A 24,056-nucleotide genomic window follows, 5' to 3' on the forward strand; every position below is an offset into this window, starting at 1 on the left:
TCCGCGTTCCTCAGTCTGCGATCAGCGATCGTGTCCGCACCACGTCGGCGGCGAGCGCTGCGACCAGCTCTTCCTTCGACGCGAACGTCACCTGTCCGCGCATCCAGTGGTGTAGGTGCACCTCGAGTGTTGCGCCGTACAGGTCGCCATCGAAGTCGAGTAGATGTGCCTCCAGTAGTCGAATTCCGGACCGGCCGTAGAACGTGGGGCGTCGGCCAATAGATATCGCAGCGATCGCCGTCGAGCCGTCGAAGAGTGTGCAGCAGCCGGCCCAGACGCCGTCGGCGACCGAATTCGAATCCTCCAATTCCAGATTCGCAGTTCGGAAGCCCAGCTCTCGCCCGCGTTGATCGCCGTGAACCACCGTGCCGACGATGGCAGGCTGCTCGAAGCCGAACGGCGCAGGGGCGTTTCCGCGAACAAAGGACAGGGAGTCTCCGGCGCTGATGCTCAACCCGATGTGCCACATCATCGTTCGCGACTCGGGTGGAAAGTTGTGCAGCGAGGGGGAGTGGTATCCGCATTCGCGCACCACCTCGGCGAGATCGCCGTGCGTGTCGGCCGAGATCTGGCTGTTCGACTGGCGCCTCGCCACCACGACTGCTCCGTGACCGTGTTCGGCTACCTGTGCCAGCGCCATCTCGATCGCGCCTTTCTGGGACAGGTGCGGTGCCGGATCGCTCTCTTGCTCGTAGGAGACGAGAGGGGTGGTACCGGCTGTCGGCGATCCAATGGAGTAGGCGACATACTCGGCCCCCGTGACATCGCTGCGGTAGCCGACGCAACGAACCGGGCCGTGGACGGTCTCACGTTCGAAGGTGAACTGCGTGAGCATGTGCAATTCGGCCATTCGGCGATACGTCGCCACGTCATCGATGGACAAGGCTCCGAGTCCGTGTGCACGTGCGAATGTTTCGGCTTCAGCGGAGTCGGCGATCGCTGTCGGATCGAGATCGGACACGAGAGCGCTGTAGGCGCAGGTCCGGTGCGAACCTGCGATAGTCATGAGATCCACGGCAGCTTCCGCGGGCCCTCGGAACTCCAACACTCCGCCGGGTACGGATCGTGCCGGGAGTACATGCCCGGGCCGGGTGAACTCGTCGGGGGTGCTCGCCGAATCGGCGAGCAGGCGCAGCGTGCCCGCCCTGTCGAATGCCGAGATGCCGGTCCCCGGTCCTACTGCGTCGACGCTGACCGTGAACTCCGTTCCGGGATGATCTCTGTCCGCGCCGACCATGCTCGGGAGTTGTAGCCGGTCGCAGTCCGAGCCGGCCATTGCCGCGCAGACCAGCCCCGAACCGTACCGAACGAGAAATGCGATCGACTCGACCGACGCTTTCTCGGCGGAAGTCAGAATGTGAGCATCACTGGCCGCGGTATTGCCGGTCAGCACGACGGGCCGTCCGGCGCTCAGATCCGAGAGTGCTCGCTGCACCCGGGTTGTTGGACCATCCATCGTGGGACCTCGCTTCGATATGGACGACTGCCGTCTGCACTGTGACGAGCGTCGCAAATTCTTCTTGCCCTGTCAACATCAACGTAGACATTGAAACGCGTCCTCGACGCTCTACACCCGGCAGGATGGAGAAGTCGCGAGCGCGGCAGCCACCTGGTGGCGGCGCGCGACACCCAACTTTCGGAGCACATGTGCGACGTGCCCCTCGACGGTTCTGACCGACAAGACCAGCCGGTCCGCGATCTCCTTGTTGGTGAGCCCCTCCGCAACGCACTGTGCAATGTCCATCTCACGAGGGGAGAGCCCGGCAACCAGGTACGACGACGGCACGGGGCCGTCGGAGTGCTCCTCGTCCAGGGCGTAGGCGATGAGTTCGGCCATCGACAACGTAGAACCGTGACGATGGGATGCGGAGTAGACCGTGTCGCCGAGCGAAGTTCGCGCGCGCGATTCGTACACCTCTCGTCGCCGGACCCAGTGCTGGGATCCGTATAGTTGCATGCCGAACGAATCCCACATAGACGATGCTGCGCCGAGAAGTACGGCTGCCCGTTCGCCGGAACCTGCCGCTGCTTCTGCCCACGCGAGAAGGTCTGTCACCAGTGTGGCTCCGACCGTGTCGTCGAAGGCGCGTTTGAGGGCGAGGGCTTCGATGGCAAGGGTGATCGCCTCGTCGTGACGGCCGCGAACCAGCGCTACCAAGCCCAGTCCGTATACGGCGTAGGACAGCATCCATTGCTCTCCTGTGGCCGATGCCTGCGCGTGAACGAATTCGAAGTGTGCGGCAGCGCGGTCGTTCTCTCCGTTCGAACTGCACAGCATTCCCATCTCGACGTGGGCGGTCCACATGAGATCGGTGATACCGGGGAGGCGCTCGTACAGTGCCAACGCGGCCGACAGATTGCGTTCGCCGGCCTCGAAATCACCGCCGAGGTAGGTGTTGAGGCCTTGTGTCTGAAGGGCGAATGCGAGTGTCGCATCGTCACCGAGTTCGCGTGCGCGTCGCGCGGCAGTGTCGAGTGTTCGTACTGCCTCGACCCTGTCACCCTGCATCGTCTGCAGCACCCCCAGAGTGGCGTAGAGCTTGGGTACGACGTCTTCGGCAAGATCGTCGCGCGCAAGGAACTCTGTCACCCACATCCGGTGTTCTCGCACCGAAAATGCCGACGACCACAGGAACCAGGTCGCGACGAGGCTCGACGCGAGGTGCAGCGTCTCGTGATTCCGGTCGGTCAGCGCAGTCTGTAGTGCCGACCGCAAGTTGGCGCGGTTCTCCCGAAGCCGGGTGCTCGCACGCTCCTGGTCGGCCCCTGTCCATGACCGGCGGGCGGTCTGTACCAGCTCGGCGCACCAACGGAGGTGTGCCACCCGCAGCTCTACCTTCTCGTCGTCGGACAGTTTGCTCGCACCGAAGTGTCGGATCGTTTCGAGCATCTTGAACCGGACACGTCCTTCGCTGGTGGTGCGTTGCAAGACCGACTTGCCGATCAGACCGGCGAGGGTATCCAGAATGCTCGCGGCATCGACAGGCGTTCCAGCGCAGATGCTCTCGGCCATGGCGAGATCGAATCCTTCGGAGAATACGGATAATCTGGCCCAGAGCACCTGTTCCTGAGTAGTGCAGAGGTCGTAGCTCCACTCGACCGTTGCATGCAGGCTTCGATGTCTGCTCGGCCCGCCGCGGTTCCCCGTGGTCAACAACGACAGCCGGTCGTCGAGACGTTCTGCGAGGTCGTCGACGGACAACGCGGTCAAGCGCGCACAAGCCAATTCGATGGCGAGCGGCATACCGTCCAGTTGCGTGCACACTCGGCGTACAGCGTCCCGGCTCGAATCCGTAATGGCGAATCCGGACAGTGCGGCCGATGCGCGGTTCTCGAACAACTCGATGGCGGCCCCGGCCCTGCCCGGGTCGCGGTGGTCCGTCGTGGACAGCGGCTCGAGGACGTGCACGTGCTCGTCCGGAATCGACAGCACTTCACGACTCGTGACCAGGATCTTCACATGTTCGGTGTTCCGCAATATGAGCGAGATCAACTCTGCGCACGCGCTGACGAGATGCTCGCAATTGTCGAGCACCAGCAACAGGTGCTTGTTGCGGACCGATTCGAGGAGCGATTCTGTTGCACTTCGGTCCCCTGCATCTCGCTCGTCGAACCTCAGCGCGTCCAGTATCGTCTGGGGGAGCAGAGATTCGCTTCGCAAGGACGCTAGCTCCACGAAGCGGATTCCATCGGAAAATGCCCGCCGGTACGCGGTTGCGGCCTCTGCGGCGAGTCGGGTCTTTCCGATGCCACCCGGGCCGGCGACGGTGACGAGGCGACTGTCGCCGAGGAGTACCCGGATTGTGTGGAGTTCTTCGCTTCGGCCGACGAAACTCGTCGAGAAGAGCGGAATATCGGTTGCGCTGAACAAACGGGTGCTCGACGAGGTGCGCGTGCCAGACGTTCGTGGCGAACGCTCCTCCTTGATGCGGCGGACCGCGCTCGCCAGAGTATTTCGCGAGCCGCTCCATTCGAGTTCCCGATGCAGTTGTGCCACCGTGACGTCGGGGTCTGCATCGAGCGCCGCGGCGATCCGGGGTCGGAGGGCATCGGCGGACGACCCTGACCGTGGCCGGTGGTCCCGGGGTGGTGCCTCGAATTCCAGGGCTCGGCGCACCGTGTTGCGAGAGACCTTCAACCGCGTCGCGATGCCCGAGATCGATTCACCGGATTGTCGAAGCTCGACTATCTCGCGCCACTCGTCAGCGTTCACGGTGCCCTCTCTGTTGCATGCGGCCCTCTGTGATGGGTGTCACTGGTTGATCATGTCGTCAAACAACCGCGTGGTCAAGATCTGACAACACGCATATTGACACAGCGGCTCTGGGGATTTCCGCACGCATATCTGCTCTGAGCTGGCCGGATGCCGTCAGATTCGGGAGCGGTAGGGAACCGAGTATTACTACGGTTTCGCCCCGAGCGCCGTCGGTGGACAGTGATCCAGGTCATAGCGGAACGAAACGGAGCATCCATGACTACGCCGGAACAGAACATCGACTTGGCCAACAACTTCGCAAAGGTCTTCTCCACAGGCGACGTGGAGCAGATTCTCAACACTCTCCATCCCGAGGCGACCTACTGGGTCTCGGGAGGGATCGACGGGATGTCGGGGAGCTATGACAAGGAAGGCCTCGGCACGCTGCTCAGCGGGGTCACTTCTGTGTACGAGAACGGCGCTCTCGAGGTCACCCCCAGTTCGGCGATCGCGCAAGGCAACAAGGTCGCCGCGGAGGCCACCTCGTATGCGAAGTTGAAGAACGGCAAGGTCTATCAGAACCAGTACCACTTCCTGTTCGAGTTTCGCGACGGAAAGATCCTGTCCATCAAGGAGTACATGGATACCAAGCACGCATACGACACCTTCTATGCCTGACAAAAGGTTTCGTACCAGCACTAGGTAATCGACCGCAAGTTCGTAGAAAGGCAGTTCACGATGGCAATGGAAACCGGACTCATCGTCCACCCGTACATGCGCCCCGAGCGGACCGCGCGCCAGACGTTCGATTGGTGCGTACAGCAGGCCATCGAGGCCGACAAGATCGGATTCGACTCGATCATGCTGTCCGAACACGCTTCGCAGCGTTGGGAGAATATCCCCAACCCGGAGCTGATTATCGCAGCAGCCGCACGCCAAACCGAGCGGATCAAGTTCGCGCCGATGGCTCACATCCTTCCCCATCACAATCCGGCGAAGCTCGCGATCATGGTCGGCTGGCTCTCGCAAATCCTCGAGGGTCGGTATTTCCTCGGCATCGGCGCGGGTGCGTACCCGCAGTCCACGTACATCCATGGCATCAAGAACGGTGAAGACACGCAGTTCACCAACGAGATGGTCCGCGAATCCCTCGAGATCATGGAGAAGATCTGGAAGCGTGAACCGTTCTTCTTCGAGGGACGTTTTTGGAATGCAGGCTACCCCGAAGAATTACACGGCGACGAGGGCGACGACCAGCACATGCTCGCGGACTTCAGCCCGTGGGGTGGTGCACCGGAGATCGCCGTGACCGGATTCAGTGCCAAGTCGCCGTCGATGAAGTTTGCGGGCGAACGCGGATTCCGACCGATGTCGATCTTCTCCGGTCTGGACGCTCTGAAGACGCACTGGGAGACCTACTCCACGGCTGCAGAGGCCAACGGGCACATCGCTGATCGCGCGCGCTATCACGTGTCCCAGACGGTGTTCGTCGCCGACACGGACAAAGAGGCGAAGCGGCTGGTGATGGAGGGCCCTATCGGACACTGCTTCGAGCGCTACCTCATTCCCATCTGGTGGCGGTTCGGCATGATGGACGGCTTCATCAAGGATGCTGGAGCAGACAAGGCCGACGTCGATCTCGAGTGGGTTGTCGACAACGTGTTCTGTGTGGGCTCACCGGACACCGTGGTGGAGAAGATCAATACTTTGTTCGAGGCCAGCGGAGGTTGGGGCACGCTCCAGGTCGAGTCGCACGACTACTACGACGATCCCGCGCCCTGGTTCAATTCGTTGGCAATGATCCAGAAGGAAGTGGCTCCCAGGATCTCACTTCCTGTATCGGTGACAACGTAGTGCTCAAATCGAACGAAGGACAGAAATGACAAAGCGGTTGGAGGGCAAAGTGGCCCTCATCACTGGCGCGTCCCGCGGCATGGGTGAGTCGCACGCGAAGACATTCGTCCAGCACGGGGCGAAGGTCGTACTGGCGGACATCACGGACGACGCAGGGGAGCTACTCGCCAAGGAGCTGGGCGAGAATGCAGTCTTCGTGCATCACGATGTCACGCAGCTCGATTCGTGGACGAATGTCGTCGAACAGAGTGTGAAGGCGTTCGGTGAGATCAACGTCCTGGTGAACAATGCAGGTGTTCTCGGCCCGCTGGCCACAACGGCAGAGCTTACCGAGGACGACTACCGGAAGGTCTGCAGTATCAACCAGGACGGTGTGTTCTTCGGGATGAAAGCTGTTCTGCCCTCGATGGAGCGAGCGGGCATCGGCTCCATCGTCAACATCTCGTCAATCGCCGGCATGGCGGCGAACTACGGTTTCCCGAGCTTGGCGTACGTCGCCAGCAAGTTCGCTGTCCGGGGCATGACGAAAGCGACAGCAATCGAGTACGGACCCAGGAACATTCGCGTCAATTCCGTGCACCCTGGGTTCATCCAGACTCCGATGATGGTGGAGGCGACCAACGAAGAGGGTGGTGACGCCCTGGCTCAGATTCCTCTCGGCCGCATCGCAGATCCGCAGGAGGTGTCCAACCTCGTGCTGTTCCTCGCGTCGGACGAATCCTCCTACATCACCGGATCGGAGCATCTGGTCGACGCAGGCATGCTCGCTCAGTAGGCAACGACCGCCAGGTTGTGGGTGGGTCTCACGAGATCCTTCCACAACCTGGCGGTTGTCGGTTCGGCGCCTGATTCGGTGCTGCAGGCTGGTTCCAGCAGTGATCTGCTCCAGTGCCCGGAAGTGGCAACGATTGCGCAGGGCCGTGGCCCGGCGTCGCGCTACATTTCGGCGAGAGAGTGTGCCTCGAGGGTTTCGTCTGTCGACATCACCACCAGGGCAACGTGCCATGGTGCTGTGGCCAGACTGCCCCATCGACCAGGCCGCACTCAGGTGCCTGTGTAGCTTGTCGACCGCGGATGCTCCATCGAACACGTCTGGCTCCGCGCAGATACAGTGCGCATCCCGGCCTCAGCTTTGTATGTGTTCAGTTATCTACGTTCGTTCCGTCAGAGGGTTTCAATCGGCGGATGGATGTCCGTGTGCCATCCATGCGTCGAGGTGAGTTTGACGAGTAAGGACTCGGTTTCGATACACTGCTGTCATGTCGGCAAAACTGCGCCATGCGCGGGTCGAAGATGTCCATGAACTGGCCCTGGGTATGCCCTACGTCAAGGTCGAATACGGGCCGCGGGGTAACCCCATCTACCAGATCGGCGGTAAGTCGTTTGTATTCTTCCGAACGCCTCGACCAGATGCCGTTGACCCTCATACCGGTGAGCGATACACGGACGTGATCGTCTTCTGGGTGCCCTCCGAGTCGGACAAGCGAGCAATGGTGCAACACTCCGCCTCGCCGTTCTTCACGACCCCACATTTCGATGGCCACCCTTCGGTACTGCTGCGGGCGAGCATGATTGGTGATCTCACGCTGGAGGAACTGACCGAGGTAGTCCAGGACGGGTGGCTCTCTCGCGCCTCGCGCACCCGGGCCGCCGCTTGGCTCGATGGACAGAGCCGCACGTAGCGCGTGCTCGGTCGGTTCGATCGCCGAGACCGGTGAGCCGTCGCAACGCGTGGCAGTCTGCGGACCTGCCTCTATCGCCTCGGTCAAAGCTGCTGTATCGCAAACTATACGAACCAGCTCGGTGGACACCGCCGGCAGGCGCAGGATCTCCTCGGGACGGTCCTGCGGTTCCGATACGCCGTGGTCGAGGACCAGCGTGTCGAGGGGGCCGAGCCCCTCCGGGGCGTTCGCCGATACGGGTTTCCTCCTGGCTCCGGCACGGCCGGAGCGCGCGCCGGTCCGGCGGCTTCGGCTTCGACTTCGGGGACCTGTTCGGGAGTGATTTACCCTTCACCATGGGCGATCCACTGAGCGAGGTTGGTCTCGGCGGGGCACCATCGGGGAACCTGTATGTCTCCGTGCGCGTGGAACCGGACCCGGTGTTCACCCGAAGCGCCGATGATCGCACCGTCACCGTTCCCGTGTCCTTTGCCGAACTGGCCTTGGGGACAGTGCTGTCCGCGCCCATCCGGTGATGGCAGGGTCAGTGTGAAGATCCCGCCGGGCGCGTGGTCGCTGACAGCGCTTCGAGAAAGGCGCTCGGGACCGGCGTCCACTCCGGTCGCCACAGCGCGTGCAGTTGGTCGTCGCGGAGGCCGCGCACGGTCGTCATGACATGCGGTCCTCCGTCGACGAGGTACCGGATCATGTCGCGATCCGCGCACTGCGCCGCGATCGACGCCAGCACCTGTTTCGCTTCGTCCTTTCGGCCTGCAGCCGCGAGGCAGCTGACGAGCAGTCGATTGGCATTCAGTAGCGCTCGGTGCCGTCCTCGACCTTCAATCCTGTGTACCCATTCCCCGGCCCAGGTGCAGGCGGTCGCTGTCGTCTCCGCCGATCGTTGACCGAGGAGAAGGGTGATGGCGGTGGCGTCCTCGAGTTGCGCGGTGATCTCGTCCAATCCGTCGACCGGGTGACGTCGCCGGGAGAACTCGACGGCGCGACCCGGTTCGAGAGGGAGGCCCAGCATTACCCGTTCATTGTCGATCCTGGCCCGAAATCGTGGCAGCGACCGTGATTCGGCGGCCTCGGCGCCTTCGTTCAGCCGCTTTTCCGCGCCGGCGCGGTCTCCTCGCAGCGCCATGATGTGGGCTCCGACGACGCATGGGGCGAGCATGAAATCCACGCAGACGTCGAATCCGAGTTCGCGGCTCTCGGTCAACAGCCGTTCGGCCGTGCTGATGTCACCGCGTTCGTAGAGAAGTTCGCCGAGCAGCGCGCTGGCGAGACGTGCAGCGTGTGAGTGCCGTCCGCCGGACTTCACCGCGAGCCGAATCGCCTTCCGGTAGTGGTATTCGGCCGCAACGACATCGAGCTGTTCATTGGCGGCGATGCCGTAGTAGCAGTATCCCCACGCCCCGCTGTACGGGCCGCTCGTTCGCTCGTGGTACATCGATGCCCAGTCCTGCATGCGGCGTGCCGCGTCGAAGTCGAACCGGTAGACCTCGGCGAAGGTTGCGATGTCGGCCGCGGCGGAGACGACCCACGGGGGCAGGGTCTCCGGTCGCGACAGGCATTCCGCCATCAGCTCGGCGACGCCGTTGACCCGGTCCGAGAATATTGTGATGTCACCCTGAACGACGTCGGCCTCGACCCGCAGATCGGCAATCTCCGCCCCGTTCGTCGCGTCACGTTCGAGGAGGGAATAGGCGCGGTCCAGTGCCGCCTGTGCGGGCCTGACACGTTGGAGTTCACAGTGCGCCCACGCCAGCGTGAGCTGGAGACGGGCGCTCGAGGCGACGAGCCTCGGCGGAAGTTTCGCCACCAGACCGAGCAGAGTTGACATTTTCGCGTGTTCGAGCAGAACCGTTCCGTCATGCTCGACCATGTCGACTGCCCGCTTCTCGTCTCCCGCAGCCAGAGCATGATTGACGGCCTCGCTGAGCAATTGGCGATCGGCGAACCATCGCGATGCCGCGGCGTGGAGCTCGCCGACCCGCTCGGGATGATCACGCGCGAGTCTTCTGCGCAGGTATTCGGCGAAGAGGTGGTGGTACCGGAACCAGTCGCCGTCGTCGTCGATGCGGCGCAGGAACAGATCTCGGCTCTCGACGTCTTCGAGCATCGCCTGCCCACGCTCGACGCGTGCGAGTGCCGACGCGAGGCTGCCGCAGATTCGTCCGGTAATCGAGGTGGCCATGAGGAATTCGAGCAGCCTCGGTTCGAGGGTCCCGAGCACGTTTTCGGCCAGGAATTCACCGATGGCGTGATGGCGCCCCGACAGATGACTGATCAGCTGCGTTGGGTCATCGCTTCCGCGCAGCGACAAGGAAGCGAGTTGCAGGGCGGCAACCCATCCGTCTGTCGACTGCGTCAATGCGTCGACATCGACTCGGTTGAGCGGGAGTCCTCCGAGATCGACGAGAAATGACTTCGACTCCGCGACATCGAAACGCAACGCAGCCGAATCGATTTCGACGAGCTCGTCACACACTCTCATCCGGCTCAGGGGCAGGCCGGTACGGGTGCGGCTGGTGACGATGATCGGCAGGTGGTGGCAGCCGTGGTCGAGAAGGAACTCCATCGCTGCGATCGTCTCGGCACTTGTGACCCGGTGCCAGTCATCGATGACCACGGCCACACGCTGCCCGCCGTCGTGGACCTCGTTGATCATGCTGATCATGACGTATTGTGCGGCCGCATCGCCGCGTTGTTCGAGTGCTTCACCGAGACCATCCCCCAAGGCCGGACTGCTCTTCCGGATCGCCTCGACCAGGTGAGTGAGAAACCACACGACGTTGTCGTCATCATGATCGACACCGAGCCATGCCACCGCCACACCTTCCTCGGTGAGGACGTCTCGCCACTGGGCGGCGAGCGTGCTCTTCCCGAATCCCGCCGGCGCATGAATCACGGTCAGTCGTCGCGACCGGCCCGCGCGTAGGACGGCGATGAGCCGAGCCCGGGCAACCAGCTGACGGGTGGGAGTCGGTGGACGGAACTTGGTTGCGGGAGTGGGCGGCGGGATCGTCGTCGGTGTGCGCCGACGGGCGGGACTGCTCAGCGGGCGGGAGCTCCCCGACACGACGCCGAGCGTCCCGCCGAGTGGATTCTGTCCGTCCTCGCGCAGTTCGACCGGAAGCGCCATGTGATCGACGGACAGGCCAATTCGACGCTGGCACTCCCGCAGCTCGTACCCGAACTCGGCGGCGGTCGTCGGGCGCATCCGCGGGTCTCCCGACATGGCGCGTTCGACGATGTCGCACACGTCCTGCGGAATACCTTCCGCACCGAAATCAGGGATGGGTTCGGTGGTGATCCGCAGGAATTGGGCGACAACCCTCTCATCGCTGCGCCGCTCGAACGCGGCGTGGCCGGTGATCGCGCAGAACAGAGTCGCGGCGAGACCGTAGACGTCCGAGCTCGGAGTTGGCGGCCCACCCGAGAGGACCTCGGGTGCGGTGAAGGCCGGCGACCCGAGGACGGACCTGGTGGCGGTCTCGAAGCCGCCAGCGATGCGGGCAATGCCGAAGTCGGTGAGCTGGGGTTCCCCGTACTCGGTGAGCAGGATGTTCGCGGGCTTGACGTCGCGATGGACGATGCCGAGACGGTGTGCGGTTTCGAGGGCGCCTGCCAGTTTGATCCCGAGTCGAAACGCCTGTGGCCACCCGATCGGTCCCATTCCGCGAATGCGGGCGTCGAGCGAATCGCACGCGTGATACTGCATCACGATGTAGGGGCGACCCGACGAAGTGGCGCCGACCTGGTGGATGTTGACGATGTGCGGGTGCCCGGACAGCTGACCCATCACGCGTTGCTCACGCAGAAACCGTTCGAGGTTATCGGTGTCGAGGTCCTCGGTGAGGAGTTTCACCGCGACTGTGCGGTCCAGGGATGGTTGACGGCAGCGGTAGACGACGCCGAATCCGCCGCGCCCGATTTCCCGGGCGTCGTCAAATCCGGCCGCGGCCAGCTCCGTGCTGATCGCGGAACGGGGGGCACGCTGAGTGGTCAGTGGATCGAACTCGGCCATCGGCGGCCGCCTCACTCCCGGACATCGGCATCACCAGACGTCGGTTCCTCGCAGGTACTGCTCGACGTGGGTGCTTCTCAAGGATAGCCCCCGAGTTCGCGGGTGACCCGTACCTGACCGGGCTGCGTTCCACCGTCCGCTGCGTCTGCTCGACGTGTCCAGGCGGCGGCGGCACCTGGGCCGGGAATCCCCACCGAGGGGTGGGCCGGGACCTCAATCGGGTGGCGCGTCCGGGAAGACCGGCGTCTCGGCGTCGACGAGTGCGTGGAGCCGGACCAACGCCTCGACCAGCGTGGTGGCACGCACCGCACGGGTCCGGCTCGCGTTCGACGGCCGCGAGTTGTGCCTGGGCGATGTCCCGCTCGCCGGCGAGCAGCGGCAGCACCGATCGCCCCACTCGGCCTTGCTGCGGTGGCAGCTCACCGGCACCGACGGTGCGGCCGGCGGTGGTGAACCTCGAGCACGAACGCCTCACCGTCCTCCGCGGGACCGAGGCGGGCGATGACCACGTCCGCGAGCGCGGTGACTAACCAGGTCATCCCTGAAAGTGCGGGGTTTGTCAATCCTGCAGCTTTACCGACGCCAGGCTCTGGTCCGGCAGCCAGAGCAGCGTTGGGCGTGCATTCGGTTGTGGCTCGGTGGGGCCGTCTCCAATGTGATGCGAATGGTTTGGGACAGGCCGGGGTTCCTCGGCTGTCGGTCATCCCTTCACCAGGGGGTTACGGGCATGGAGTGGTGCGCTGGCAATACGCGGGGTCGAATCAGAACGACGACCATGCCGTTGGCACGGGGGTCGGATCTGATAGCGGTCGCGCGCGTGTTGCGTCCGGGGTGCTTACGCCGTCGCCCGCTGCCGAGCCAACCCGCGCGCGACGGGGACGGCGCAGATACGCGCCACCACCGTTGTTCTCTCGCACGCCTGTTCGTAGGCGGTCGGGTGGGCGAGTTTGTCGGCGGCGCTGAAGGCGCGTCGGCGCTGCGGGCGGTCGGCGCGTGGATGCGAGGGGTCCATCAAGACAGCTGATGAACGTCGCTGTGTGGCGAGCCGCCCGCGCTCTCGCTGAAACCATCACAAGATTCTCTTCAGAATCCGATAAGCGGCGTCCCAGATCCTTTTCTTACCTGTCACGCACTCACAAGAAGGACCCGCCATGTTCACCAAGTTCGTCAAGACCATCGCTCGCGTCGCTGCCGCCACACCGGCGCCCCGAATCAAAGGTTCGAACATCACACGCGGTCGCCTCCGTGCCGCGGTGTGTGTCGGAGCCACGGTATTTCCTGTGGTGCTTGTCGGCCACGGAATCGCCGCCGCTGCAGCAACAGTAGAATTCTACGACAGTGGCGGAGCGGTAGATGTTTTCATCACCGACGCTGTGCCGGGAGAGAACTGCATGGTCATCGACAACGGGTACTCCTTCGGGGGTGTTGTGGATGATGCGGGGTTTCTCGATTTCTCCATTCCAGCTGAACCGGGCGAGCACCAGGTGACTGTGGCGTGCGATATCAGCGGAGGGTACGGCCAAGGGCTCACAGTCGGATCTGCCGGGCCTGGGCCGGGCCCAGGCCCGGCACCAGGACCCGCCCAGGGCTACACGGTCAACATATGGGGCAACACGGGCGGGGTCGACATCAACATCACCGGCGCCGTGCCAGGGGAGTGGTGTCGAGCGGAGGCAGATAACGGACCGTTCTACGAGGAGGACGAAGTCGATGACTTCGGCACCCTTGTGACGTTTCTCCACACTCCTCCCGGTCAGCAAACAGTGACGGTGGTGTGCGAGACCAGCGGCGCCGTCGCCCAAGCGGTCACGGTCACCTGACGAGGGTCGTCACCTCCCTCTGGGTGGGCAGTCGGTCATCAATACATTGCTGCGACGCCGTCTTCGCCACACGCGATGTCCATAGTTGACCGACTGTCGGCCGGTCGGAACTGCCACCGGCAATGCGCACGGTCCGAGCTCCAGACCCGTCTGAGGGCGCGCCCCGCCGCGGCTCTACAAGATTGCGGTGTCGGGATCGACCTCGTGGTGATTCGGTGCCGCCGGGGGGTTGTTCTGCTCGGCGCATCGAAGCGCCGCCGCCCAGAACGCGTCGAGGAGCACTCGACACCTCCGAGGTCCGTGAGATGAACCCTTCAAGACCGCATCCGGCAGACCGCGATCGGCGACGACGAGTCGCATTCCACAGAATGGAGATGAAGAGCGCCGCACTGCAAACCAGTTTGCCGGATCTTCAGCAGCAGAATCAGAGCTATTCGAGTTGGTTGCTCGCTACCTGTCGGCGGGGTGCGCAGTGTGGAGGAGGAGAGGAGGGTTGTCAGTTTCGCCTCGATGCCGCCGAGCGACTGGCTTCTCGTTGGCAACCTCGGTGGTACCCCCAGGTTCTGTGACCGATGATGCCTGTGCACCAGACACCGATTGTCGCGCGAGCGTCCGCGTTGAGGGCTGAGACGCTCGTGTCATCGGCGCAAATGTCTCGCCGGGTTCTCGGCGAATGGACGGCGTCGGTGGAGGTCACAGGTGTAATGTCACCGGTCTAGTGGACGATAAGCGGCGTGGGCCGAGACTGGAATTCGATGTACTCGGTCCGGTGCAAGTACGGATTGACGGGATCGCTCCTCCGTTGGGTGGGCCCAAGCAGCGTGCCGTGCTCGCCGCCCTGATCGTCAACCGCAATCGCTCGCTGTCCGCCGATGCGCTCGCCGACGGGGTGTGGGACCATCGGCCGCCACCTGAAGCCAGGGCAAGTCTGCAGGTGTTCATTTCGAATCTGCGTCGAATGATGCGCAATGCCGGCATCGACGCCCGCGCAGTGTTGGTCAGTGCACCGCCGGGGTATCGGCTCGTTGTGCCGGACGAGGACTGTGATCTGGGGCGATTCCTCGCCGAGAAGCGGGCCGGAATCCAGGCCGCCGCCACGCGGCGTTTCGAGGACGCGAGTCGGCACTTCGCTGCTGCACTCGGGGAGTGGAAGGGCTCGGCTCTCGAGGATTTACTCGATCTGGATTTCGCGAAGACGTTCGCCGCCGCGATCGAGGAGGAGAAACTGTTGGCCCTCGCCGCCCGGGCGGAGGCTGAAATCGCCTGCGGACGAGCGGAGTCGGTGATTGCCGAGTTGATGTCCCTCGCATCGGTCTATCCGCTTCGCGAGCCGTTGTGGGGTCAGCTGATCACCGCGCTGTACGTGTGTGGCCGGCAGTCCGACGCTCTCGGTGCGTGTCGACGACTGCGATCGAACCTGGCCGAGGAGCTGGGCATCGATCCTGGCCGTGAACTGCTTGAACTGGAGGGCCGCATCCTGCGGCAGGAACCGTTAGCGGTGGTGGAGACGGCGCGGGCGACCGCCGCCCATACGGTCACGGTTCTCGAGACGTTGGAACGTGCCGTCGCCGCGCAGCTTCGTGACGGTCAGGGCCGTACCTTTCGAATCGGTTCGGCGGAGATCAGAATCGGCCGGATGCCCGACAACGACATCGTGCTCGTGCAGAGCAAGGTCAGTCGTCACCACGCGATCATCGTGAATACCGGTATGAACTTCGTGTTGCGGGACCTGCGCTCATCGAACGGTGTGTACGTGCGCGGAAACCGCGTCGTGGATAGCGTGTGGCTCGTCGATGGTGACATCATTCGGATCGGGGACAACGAGTACGTATTCGAGATCGTCGTCGAATAGCGCTTCACTGATTCGACGCGTTCGTGGTCTGATTCCACTCGAACAGTGGCCTCGCGTCGTTGACATCGTGGGCGAAGACGCTCCGGCACTCGCAGAGAAATCGTTGGACGCACACAGACGAGCACACCCCGCCGACCGATTCTCGCATCGTGTGCGGCAACCAATCGGGCGGGGTTGTGCGGCTGATGAATCAGGCCGGGATCTCGTAGGAGTATTGCGGGCAGTACACCGACACGGCGTCGCCGATGATGTAGCCGACCTCGTACGCCGAGTAGTAGGAGGACTCACTCAGGATGTCCAGTCCGATGTCGTAGAAGTCGTAGCCGCTCTCGAAGTCCCCGCAGACCGCGTAGGCGGCCGCCACCGCGTAGTAGGCCGAGCTGTACGGGATGCCTTCTTCATCGAGGACGGTGAGATATGCCTCCTCTGGCGCGAGATAGCTCGTGGCGTTGGCGATACCGACCCCACTCATGGTGGCGAAGCCGAGCGCCGCGGTGACGGCGGTGACGGCGGTGACGCGAGCGGCAGACTTGACGAACTTGGTGAACATGGTGGGTCCTTTTCTGTGAGTACCGTGTGCGGTAAGAAAAGGGTCCGGCATGCCACTTATCGGATTCTGAATGAAAACTTGTGATGGTCTCGTGCTCGGCGTGGGCTTGGGATCTGATACTGCCTCGACTTCGGCGGCCGAGAGCTGAGCGGAGGCGATCGGCGCGACCTTGGTGAGACGCATTGTGCTCGAGTTTAATTAAGTGCATGCGTCGCTGGCCGACGTAAATGCATTTCCGCTGGTGGCGAAGTTGCGAGGCCCCGGTCCGGTACCGGTGCGCAGGTGGTCGATCGGTGGTATTCCCTTCTTTCACAGCGTGTTTGGGCTGGTGTGGTGGAAGCCGAGCTGCGGTCGCCCAACCGCGCATAGTCGTGCGGGATGAGCACCGTCGGTCAGGGGATGTATGTAGACGAGTCCCGAGCCGACACCGTGGGCGCCGGCGTTGGTCCGCGCCGGTGTGCGGGCATACCCGGGCTCCAACCGCTGCAACTCGGGGAGGCGGAGACGATACACAAGGAGGTGCGGTGCCCGCAGCGCAGATCTGTCTCGGTCGTGACGTATGGGGGGAACCCGGTCACACTCCTGCCTTGGGGTTGGAGGACGGCGATGCCGCGGCTCATGCGGCCTGGCGTGCAGCGCGCCGCGGCCGCGGCCGCGAGCACCGTCTGCGTGGGCCTTCTGGGTCGTGAGGACATTCATCGCAGGGCCGGCTTTAGGAGTAACGTTGGCGAAAATCCGGCTTCACGGTCGACGGCGGTCCACCATGAGCGACTATCCGGGTTCGCTAGGCAATCCGCACTGGCAACCCCGAGGGCCTGAGTGGCAACCTCAGGGCCAACAGCAGCAACCGCACGGCCAGCAGTGGCCGCCCCCAGGCGGGCAGCCTCCGGGGCCGCCTGTTCCACCGCCCCCTCGTTCGAGTGGCGGTGGCCGGTGGCCTCTGCTGTTCGCGTTGATCGCCGTCGTTGTGATCGGGCTGCTAGTTGGTGGCTACCTGCTGTTCGTCAGGAGCGACGCAGACAAAGGCGAGGTATTGCTCGAGGCTGCGGAATCCGAAGGGCAATTTCCATGGACGCCGCCGGTGGTGCCCCCCGACGCGCCGACCACCTTGCCGGACTCTATGCCGACAGTGGCTCCCAGTGCGCCGGATCCGGGGCGGCCCGGATTGATCGCCGTGCCTGGCGACCGAACCGGGATCTACGGTGGCTCGCTCGAGTTGTCAGTCTGTGACAAGGCGAAGCTGATCGGATTTCTCGAGCAGAATCCAGGGCAGCGGGGTGCGTTCGAGGAGGTGTTGGGTATTTCCGCCAGCCGCGCGTATATCGAGTCGCTGACGTCGGTGATTCTCGGCTCGGACACACGGGTGACGAATCACGGTTACGAGAATGGCCGCCCGACACCGTTGCAGTCCGTGCTGCAGGCCGGGACGGCAGTTCTAGTCGACGACCGCGGTGTGCCGAGGGTTCGGTGCCAGTGCGGGAACCCGCTGCTGCCACCGCAGCCCACCGCATCGGCGCCGACCTACACCGGGCAGCGGTGGCCGGGTTTCGAGCCGGACAAGATCATCGTCGTGCAGCCGGCGCCGGCACCCATTACCGAGTTCACGGTCATCAACGTTGTCACCGGGGCGCCTGTGGTGATCAACGCCGGCAGCGGGACACCGCAGCGGCAGGAGCCGACACCGTCGCGGACAACAGCCGCGCCACCGCTACCGCGGACAACAGCTGCGCCACCGCTACCGCGGACGTCGGTCGCGCCGCCGCCCCAGCGGACGCAGCCGCCACCACCCCCACCACGGACGACTGTCCCTCCGCCATCTCAGCGGACGCAGCCGCCGCCAATCCCACCACCACCACAGACGACGGTCGAGCCGCCGATCGCGCAGTCGCCACCACCAGCTACTTGGAGTACGACCGCCGAGGCTTTCCGGGGCCAGGACGGAGGACAAGCGTCGTTCGAGTGCCCGGCAGGCGGAACTATCAACACGGTGTGGGGCTCCGGCCCTTACAGTGATGACTCCAGCGTGTGTACAGCTGGTGTACATGCGGGAGTCATCTCCCAGCAGGCAGGCGGCGTTGTGGTCATCGAGATCTCTCCTGGCCTCAGCTCGTACCAAGGTTCGACGTCAAACGGCGTCACGTCCCTGGACTATCTGAAGAGCTGGTATGGGTCGTTCCAAGTCGTCGGTGGCGGCTGACCGTGACCGGTCGGGATGGACGAGATCAACGGTCGTCCGGCAGACGTAACACTGTGTTGCCATCGGTGACGAAGAGGTCTCCAGTGGCCTCGACCGCTACCCAGACCGGGCGATCGAGACCGGTGAACGGCACTCCAGTGGCGGCATCGGCACCTGCCCGTAGTTCGACAATGCGACCGTTCTGGTAGTCGGCGACGAACACATCACCCGTGGAATCAACCGCCACTCCTGTAGGGGATGCCAGCGCTGTGAACGGCAGTACGGTCTGGTCGGTTGCGCCGGCGGGAAGGAAGACCACGCGATTGTTGTCGGTGTCGGTGACGAATACGTCTCCACTGGTGTTGACCGCGACGCCGACCGGTCCGTGAAGGTCTGTGAACGGCAGCACTTGCTGGCTCGCGCCGCCGGCGGGTAGCGCGACAATCCTGTTGTTGTTGTTGTCGGCGACGTAAAGGTGTCCGGCGTCGCTTACTGCTACGCCGGCGGGTCCAGCCAGGTCGGTGAACGGGAGCACCGTTTGGATTTCGGCTCCGGCATCGAGTTTGAGCACTCGATTGTTCTTTGTGTCGGCGACGAAGACGTCGCCGGCGTCATTGGTCGCAACCCCTGAGGGGTGGTCGAGATCGGTGAACGGGAGTACGTCCTGAGCGTCGGAGTCCGCCGCCAGTTTGAGGACTCGATTATTATTGGTGTCGGCGACGAAGAGATCTCCGGCAGTGTTGACGGCGACGCCGACGGGGGAGTTGAGACCGTTGAACGGCAGCGTGGTCTGCGTCGGTGACCGGTTGCCCCAGTAGACGAATGCCACTGCGGCGCCGACGGCCAACAGTGTGAGGAGTGCTAGCGCCAGTAGAACGCGCGCCCGATTTCGCCGACGTGGAGCGCTGACCGCCTGCGATGGGGGTGGTTGCTGTGCCTGCCGGGGCGGCGGTTGCCCATGCTGTGGTGAGATCGGCCACCGAGTCGTCTGGGCATTGGGTGTGCCGTGCATGTTCGTCGTCTGCGACCAGAAACCGGTGGACTGGGCCGTGTGTGAGGACTGCACGTTGGACAGGGCAAGCTGAACGCCTGCGGAGAGTGCGCGGCAGGTCGGCAGCCGGTCTTCGCGCCGCTTCGTCAAGGCTGCGGAGACGATGTCGTCGATGGCCGGCGGAAGATCATCGCGTACGGTACTGATTCGCGGCGCGAGTGTATTGAGATGGCCGCGCATGACTGCCTGCGTGCTTCCGGTGAAGGGCGGATGGCCTGTGAGCAGGCAAAATAGTGTGCATCCCAACGAATACACGTCTGCGCGACCGTCGAGTGGAATGCCTGCGAAAACTTCCGGCGCCGAGTACTGCAGGGTGGCCACCAGCGAGCCGGTTTTGGTCAGGTGCTTCGTCTCGTCGAGGGCTTTGGCGATACCGAAATCGGTGAGCAGTACCCGCTCCGGTTGCCCGGCGCCAGACTTGCCCAACAGGATATTCGCCGGTTTGACATCGCGGTGGAGCACGGCGTTCTCGTGCGCATAGTCCAGAGCCTTGGCGGTTTCAGCGATAATGTGGACGGCGCGCGTCAGGTTCATCGGACCCTCATGCAACGCTCCCGCGGCGTCGGTTCCGGCGACGTATTGCATCGCAATCCAGTGTTGATTTCCTTCCTGGCCGCGGTCGAAGACGGACACGATGTTCGGGTGTTCCAGGCGTGCCACATGGTCGGCTTCGAGTTCGAAGCGGGAGCGGAAGTAGTCGTCGGCAGTGAGGCTCCGGTCGAGCAGTTTGAGTGCAGCGTTTCGGGGCAGATGAGGATCGCGAGCGAGGTACACAGCACCCATCCCGCCGACACCCAACACACGTTGGATGGTGTAGCCGGCAAACACGTCACCCGGCTCGAGTTCCGCGCCCATCGGAACACCGCCTTCGTTCAGACCGCTGTGCACACTGTGAGCCACTCGGAGTGTATGACTCCGAGTGGCTCGAGGGGCAGTATCGCCCGCGCCATCGGTTCGGCAGGTGTTGCACCAATCGAATGGTGATGGCCCGGCCTGCGATGCTTCGTGTGGAAGGGACATCGTCGAGGATCTCTAGAGGCCGTTCGGTTTGCTCGATTGTGACGGTCGTCGGTGGTGTCACACGAAGGACGTTGCCGGACAATCCGTCCGTGCCGATCAGCGGCCCGCCCTCACGTCGTGGTCCCGACGCGGACGTCGCCGCCTGCCGTCGCTTCTCCGGACCTTTCCGGTTAGGGTGGCGCCGTCGAGCACCCCGGTTGCGGTGCTCGACGGCCCGGCCCGGCCCTGGGTCTAGGTGTTCTCTGCCGTCCTTGCGGTGCGGGCGCGGGCTTCGATGGCCTGCACGGTCTTGTCGAGTGCCTTTTGCAGCACGCGTGTGCCGACGGTGCCGAGCACCACCCCGAGCGCTCGTCCTTTGAAATTCTTGCCATCGCGAACCACGACGGCGTCGATGTCGGTGGTCCCGTCGGGCATCGGGGTGAGGGTGTAGATGTGGCCGGACTTCCCGCCCCACAGGTTGGAGTCGGTTGTCGTCATGACAATGCGACGGGGGTCGGTCCAGTCGTAGCGCAGGCGTTCCCAGGCCCCGCCCGAGCCTTCGGTGACGTCGGCGTGGTCGGTGCCGAGTTCGTGCACTTGGAGGTAGTCGTCGGCGCTGTTGCCGAACAGCGCCTCGCGGCCGGGCCCGAAGTCGGTGAGCGCGTCGAGAAATTGTTCGGGTGTCGCGGTGGTGGTCTGATGGAGGTGGATCGTGGACATGGCGTTCTCTCCTTGGAGGGTTGTGCAGGGTGACGGGAAGTCCGGTGGATGGTGTGGAGGGCAGTTATATGGGCAGCTCTGTCCCGGACTGTTCGGCGACCATGTAGGCGGCATACCAGCCGGGCCAGTTCGGATCCTCTGCCCCGGTGCGTGTTTCGTGTTCGCCGTGAGCGATCGCCGCGCGAATCAGCGCATTGGTCAGGTCGGCGGTACTACTGAATGTTGTGGCGGTGGTGTCGATGCGGTCGGGACGTCGGGTCTTCGCGTCGACAGTCGCGGTGGTGCGGGTGTCGGTCGTGCTCATGGTTGGCTTCTCGTCGGGTTCTCAAAACGGGGTGTCGTCGGATGCGAGGCCGTCAGGCCCTGGTGGGGAGCTGCTGGTCGCTGCTGGCACCCTGGGTAGGCGGCTGCGCTACAGCTGGGTGCTGCTGCTGTTCCAGCCGTCGAGGAGGATCTGGTCGAGGACGGTGGTTTCGGAGCGCCGGTCCTGCCGCTGGTCACGCTGGCGGTCGTGCTGACGTTGCTGCTGCACGTCGTTGTCGCGGTCGAGCGGGCTGTCGTGGGTGACGACGGCGGCGACGGGTTGTGTGGCGGTCGGCTGTACGGGGGCCGGGGTGGTGGTGGTGGTGGCGGTGGCGGCGCCGACCGGGATGAGGCCGAGTGCGACGGTCGCGGCGGCGACGGCAGCCAGGCGCTTCCAGGAGGAGGTGCTGGTGGCGGAGTGGGTGATCCGGTGAAGCTGTGTGGTGCTCATGGCGGGTGGTCCTCATTCGAGTGCCGCGGGCCCAGCGTCTGCGGCTATTCGAACGGTGTCCGGAAGGGCCGGGAACGTTACACCGGCCAACCCCGATTCAATGTGACATGTGTCACTATCGGAGTGGCTACTCGTCGCCACCGCCGCAGTATCTACAGCGGGATCTGCTCCGCCAGCACCTCACCCTGTGCCGCCGCACCGGGGACGCGGACACCGGATCGCAGTTGAAGGTTCCCGCCGAGAAGGCCCGCACCGGGCCCGACGAGCTGGCCGCCCTGCACCAGGTGGCGGCGCTGTCCACGGTCCGGCGCACCTACCGCCTGCTCGACCGGGATCAGCAGCTGCTCGCGGAGGTGGCCGACGACCTGGTGCATGCCACCGTCGCCGGGGACGTCGCCGTGGCCAGCGAATGGCGGGAAGTGGAAGTCGAACTCGGCGGGCGCGGCGAGAAATCCGGGGCTGCCAAGGTGCTGACCAAGGCCGGCAAACGCCTCACCAAGGCCGGTGCCCGGCCGTCACCGCACGCGTCGAAGCTCGGCCGCGCACTCACCAGCAACCACCCACCCGCCGTCGACACGAGCGCCACCGCGGAACGGGCACTCACCGAGTACCTCGACGCGCAGGTCCAGGCGATCGTCGCCGGCGACGTGTGGCTGCGCCGCGGCCTGGTACCGATCCGATCCACCCGGGGGTATTCGACGGTTCCGCAGCACCCTGCGGGTGTTCAACAAACTCCTCGACACCGAGGTGCGGACAAAGCTCGACGCCGAATTGTCTTGGTACGCGGGTGTGCTCGGCGAGGTGGGGAACCGGCAGGTGCAGCGGAAGCGGTTCGGGGAGAAGGTGGCCGACCTGCCGAGCGAGCTGGTGATGGATCCGGTCGCCGCCCGCATCGAGGGTGATCTGCTCGCCGAGCAACACCGTCACCTGGACCACGCGATGGGGGTGCTCGACAGCGACCGCTACCAGAAACTGATGGCAAACGTTGGCGCAGTGGCGAACCGACCCACCCTTGACCGCCCCGGCCGATTCGCGTCGGCGGTGGGCACCGCCTGCGTCCACGAGGCCGGGCCTGGTGTCCCATTCGAATAGTTGTGGTCAGCGCATTCCGAGAATTCGGCGGATGAAACCGCGCTTGCGCTTCTTCTCGATCGTAGTCGCCAAGCCGATGCGGCGGCCGGTGAGTGGATCGGTTGCGGGGGGACCGCCGAACCCGGCTTCGGACGCGGTCTCGGGCGCTGCGTCGCGGGTGTCGGTGAGGTACTTGTCGGGGAGCGAGAGTTTCGCGATGGTGCGCCATGACTTCCAGTACTGCACCGCGAGTGGGCCGGTCGTGTATGGCAGGTCGTACTTGTCGCACAGCTGCTTCACGCGGATCGAGATCTCGTGGTACCGGTTGGACGGCAGGTCCGGGAAGAGGTGGTGCTCGATCTGATAGCTCAGGTTGCCGGTCATGAAGTCCATGACGGGGCCGCCCGAGATGTTCGCGGAGCCGAGCATTTGCCGCAGGTACCACTGCGCGTGCGTCTCGTTGTCGACGTCCGTCTTGGTGAACTTCTCGGCGCCGTCAGGGAAGTGGCCGCAGAAGATCACGGCGTTGGTCCATAGGTTGCGGACGAGGTTGGCGGTCGCGTTGGCCTTGGCCGTGGACTTCCATGCCTTGCCGGTCAGTGCCGGGTACACGACATAGTCCTTGACGGTCTGCCTGCCGAGCTTGGCGAGCACTTCCCTGCCGCGCGTCTTGGTGAGTTCGCGGTCGTCCCGGCCCCGGGTCACTTTGCCCAGCTCCAGCAACTGGATGGCGAGGCCGTACTGGAACAGCGCCGCGAGGATCGCGTTGTAGGCGAGGTTGCCGAGGTAGAACGGCTTCCAGCGCTGGTCACGGGTGACGCGGAGCAGGCCGAAGCCCACATCGTCGTCCATGCCGAGGACGTTGGTGTATTTGTGGTGTGCGTAGTTGTGGGTGAGCTTCCAGTGCGCCGACGGATCGGCGTTGTCCCATTCCCAGTTCACGGAGTGCACTTCGGGGTCGTTCATCCAGTCCCATTGCCCGTGCATCACGTTGTGCCCGAGCTCCATGTTCTCGATGATCTTCGACAACGAGAGCATCCCGGTGCCCAGCACCCACAGCGAGCGCTTGCGGGAGCCGAAGAGCACCGCCCGGCCGCCGAGTTCCAGGCCGCGTTGCAGCCGGATGGTGTTGCGGAGGTACCGGGCGTCGCGCGCACCGCGGGATTCCTCGATGTCTCGTCGGATCGCATCCAGGTCGCGGCCGATGGCCTCGACGTCGGCGTCCGTCAGGTGCGCGTATTCCTTGATGTCTGATATCGCCATGCACCTACGGTACCGTAAGTTACGGTCCCGTAGGTTACGCGCGAGTATTCTATGATG

General features: G+C 64.1%; 18 protein-coding genes and 3 pseudogenes. 10 read left to right on the forward strand and 11 right to left on the reverse strand.

Annotated features, from left to right (window positions below; all coding sequences use genetic code 11):
- Window positions 1–10: 10 nt before the first annotated feature.
- Together ACFWAY_RS06680 and ACFWAY_RS06685 are read right to left on the reverse strand one after the other, a co-directional pair.
- Complete coding sequence (locus ACFWAY_RS06680) at window positions 11–1,456, reverse strand: 3,4-dihydroxy-2-butanone-4-phosphate synthase (RefSeq protein ID WP_378510207.1); 1,446 nt, start codon at window positions 1,454–1,456, stop codon at window positions 11–13.
- Window positions 1,457–1,567: 111 nt separating this feature from the next.
- The gene (locus ACFWAY_RS06685) at window positions 1,568–4,213 is read right to left on the reverse strand and encodes an ATP-binding protein (protein ID WP_378510208.1); all 2,646 of its coding nucleotides are present in this window, start codon (window positions 4,211–4,213) and stop codon (window positions 1,568–1,570) included.
- A gap of 258 nt (window positions 4,214–4,471) precedes the next feature.
- Between ACFWAY_RS06685 and ACFWAY_RS06690 the strand changes: the two genes are divergently transcribed.
- From ACFWAY_RS06690 to ACFWAY_RS06710, 5 genes and pseudogenes are all read left to right on the forward strand, one after another.
- Complete coding sequence (locus ACFWAY_RS06690; protein ID WP_378457309.1) at window positions 4,472–4,873, forward strand: nuclear transport factor 2 family protein; 402 nt, start codon at window positions 4,472–4,474, stop codon at window positions 4,871–4,873.
- Window positions 4,874–4,933: 60 nt separating this feature from the next.
- A complete protein-coding gene (locus ACFWAY_RS06695; protein WP_378457310.1) occupies window positions 4,934–6,049 on the forward strand; it encodes an LLM class flavin-dependent oxidoreductase in 1,116 nt (371 codons plus the stop codon).
- 25 nt (window positions 6,050–6,074) lie between these two features.
- Window positions 6,075–6,824, forward strand: coding sequence for an SDR family NAD(P)-dependent oxidoreductase (locus tag ACFWAY_RS06700; RefSeq protein ID WP_378457311.1), 750 nt, complete (start codon window positions 6,075–6,077; stop codon window positions 6,822–6,824).
- 484 nt (window positions 6,825–7,308) lie between these two features.
- Window positions 7,309–7,731 carry an MmcQ/YjbR family DNA-binding protein gene (locus ACFWAY_RS06705; RefSeq protein ID WP_378510209.1) on the forward strand — a complete coding sequence of 141 codons (423 nt, stop codon included), beginning with the start codon at window positions 7,309–7,311 and terminating at the stop codon, window positions 7,729–7,731.
- Window positions 7,732–8,084: 353 nt separating this feature from the next.
- Window positions 8,085–8,316: pseudogene (locus ACFWAY_RS06710) on the forward strand (DnaJ C-terminal domain-containing protein); the annotation flags it as partial.
- Here ACFWAY_RS06710 and ACFWAY_RS06715 read toward each other — a convergent pair.
- Complete coding sequence (locus ACFWAY_RS06715; protein ID WP_378510210.1) at window positions 8,255–11,743, reverse strand: protein kinase; 3,489 nt, start codon at window positions 11,741–11,743, stop codon at window positions 8,255–8,257. The pseudogene ACFWAY_RS06710 and the gene ACFWAY_RS06715 sit on opposite strands and share 62 nt — an antisense overlap.
- An 835-nt stretch (window positions 11,744–12,578) precedes the next feature.
- Window positions 12,579–12,755: a hypothetical protein gene (locus tag ACFWAY_RS06720; RefSeq protein WP_378457313.1), complete on the reverse strand. Its 177-nt coding sequence runs from the start codon at window positions 12,753–12,755 to the stop codon at window positions 12,579–12,581.
- 139 nt (window positions 12,756–12,894) lie between these two features.
- Here ACFWAY_RS06720 and ACFWAY_RS06725 point away from each other — a divergent pair, with 139 nt between their 5' ends.
- Complete coding sequence (locus ACFWAY_RS06725) at window positions 12,895–13,563, forward strand: hypothetical protein (protein ID WP_378457314.1); 669 nt, start codon at window positions 12,895–12,897, stop codon at window positions 13,561–13,563.
- A 673-nt stretch (window positions 13,564–14,236) separates the two neighbouring features.
- Window positions 14,237–15,415 (forward strand): BTAD domain-containing putative transcriptional regulator, encoded by a 1,179-nt coding sequence (locus ACFWAY_RS06730; RefSeq protein ID WP_378510211.1) that lies wholly within the window; start codon window positions 14,237–14,239, stop codon window positions 15,413–15,415.
- 190 nt (window positions 15,416–15,605) lie between these two features.
- Here the strand turns inward: ACFWAY_RS06730 and ACFWAY_RS06735 are convergent, their stop codons facing one another.
- Complete coding sequence (locus ACFWAY_RS06735) at window positions 15,606–15,965, reverse strand: DUF732 domain-containing protein (RefSeq protein ID WP_378457316.1); 360 nt, start codon at window positions 15,963–15,965, stop codon at window positions 15,606–15,608.
- 1,120 nt (window positions 15,966–17,085) lie between these two features.
- Between ACFWAY_RS06735 and ACFWAY_RS06740 the strand changes: the two are divergent.
- Window positions 17,086–17,586, forward strand: a pseudogene (locus tag ACFWAY_RS06740) (DUF6777 domain-containing protein); the annotation flags it as partial.
- 19 nt (window positions 17,587–17,605) lie between these two features.
- On the opposite strand, the gene ACFWAY_RS06745 reads toward ACFWAY_RS06740, so the two are convergent.
- On the reverse strand, window positions 17,606–17,857 hold the full coding sequence (locus tag ACFWAY_RS06745) for a hypothetical protein (RefSeq protein ID WP_378457321.1): 252 nt from the start codon (window positions 17,855–17,857) through the stop codon (window positions 17,606–17,608).
- Here ACFWAY_RS06745 and ACFWAY_RS06750 point away from each other — a divergent pair.
- Entirely contained in the window at window positions 17,842–18,162 is a 321-nt protein-coding gene (locus ACFWAY_RS06750; RefSeq protein WP_378457319.1) for an LCCL domain-containing protein, read from the forward strand. The two genes, ACFWAY_RS06745 and ACFWAY_RS06750, sit on opposite strands and share 16 nt — an antisense overlap.
- A 25-nt stretch (window positions 18,163–18,187) precedes the next feature.
- Here the strand turns inward: ACFWAY_RS06750 and ACFWAY_RS06755 are convergent, their stop codons facing one another.
- The 4 genes from ACFWAY_RS06755 to ACFWAY_RS06770 all read right to left on the reverse strand — a co-directional run bounded on the left by ACFWAY_RS06755 (window position 18,188) and on the right by ACFWAY_RS06770 (window position 21,665).
- Window positions 18,188–20,047, reverse strand: coding sequence for a serine/threonine-protein kinase PknD (locus ACFWAY_RS06755; protein WP_378510227.1), 1,860 nt, complete (start codon window positions 20,045–20,047; stop codon window positions 18,188–18,190).
- 396 nt (window positions 20,048–20,443) lie between these two features.
- Window positions 20,444–20,911 (reverse strand): hypothetical protein, encoded by a 468-nt coding sequence (locus ACFWAY_RS06760; protein WP_378510212.1) that lies wholly within the window; start codon window positions 20,909–20,911, stop codon window positions 20,444–20,446.
- Between the two features lie 64 nt (window positions 20,912–20,975).
- On the reverse strand, window positions 20,976–21,215 hold the full coding sequence (locus tag ACFWAY_RS06765; RefSeq protein ID WP_378510213.1) for a glyoxalase: 240 nt from the start codon (window positions 21,213–21,215) through the stop codon (window positions 20,976–20,978).
- A 108-nt stretch (window positions 21,216–21,323) separates the two neighbouring features.
- Window positions 21,324–21,665 (reverse strand): hypothetical protein, encoded by a 342-nt coding sequence (locus tag ACFWAY_RS06770; RefSeq protein ID WP_378510214.1) that lies wholly within the window; start codon window positions 21,663–21,665, stop codon window positions 21,324–21,326.
- Window positions 21,666–21,823: 158 nt separating this feature from the next.
- On the opposite strand from ACFWAY_RS06770, the pseudogene ACFWAY_RS06775 reads away from it, so the two are divergent.
- Window positions 21,824–22,692 (forward strand): annotated as a pseudogene (locus tag ACFWAY_RS06775) (CHAD domain-containing protein); the annotation flags it as partial.
- A gap of 71 nt (window positions 22,693–22,763) precedes the next feature.
- Here the strand turns inward: ACFWAY_RS06775 and ACFWAY_RS06780 are convergent.
- Window positions 22,764–23,999, reverse strand: a complete 1,236-nt coding sequence (locus tag ACFWAY_RS06780) for a fatty acid desaturase family protein (RefSeq protein ID WP_378510215.1) — start codon at window positions 23,997–23,999, stop codon at window positions 22,764–22,766.
- Window positions 24,000–24,056 lie beyond the last annotated feature (57 nt).

Origin of the sequence: Rhodococcus sp. NPDC059968 (assembly GCF_042738615.1) — a bacterium.
Taxonomy (GTDB): Bacteria; Actinomycetota; Actinomycetes; order Mycobacteriales; family Mycobacteriaceae; genus Rhodococcus_F.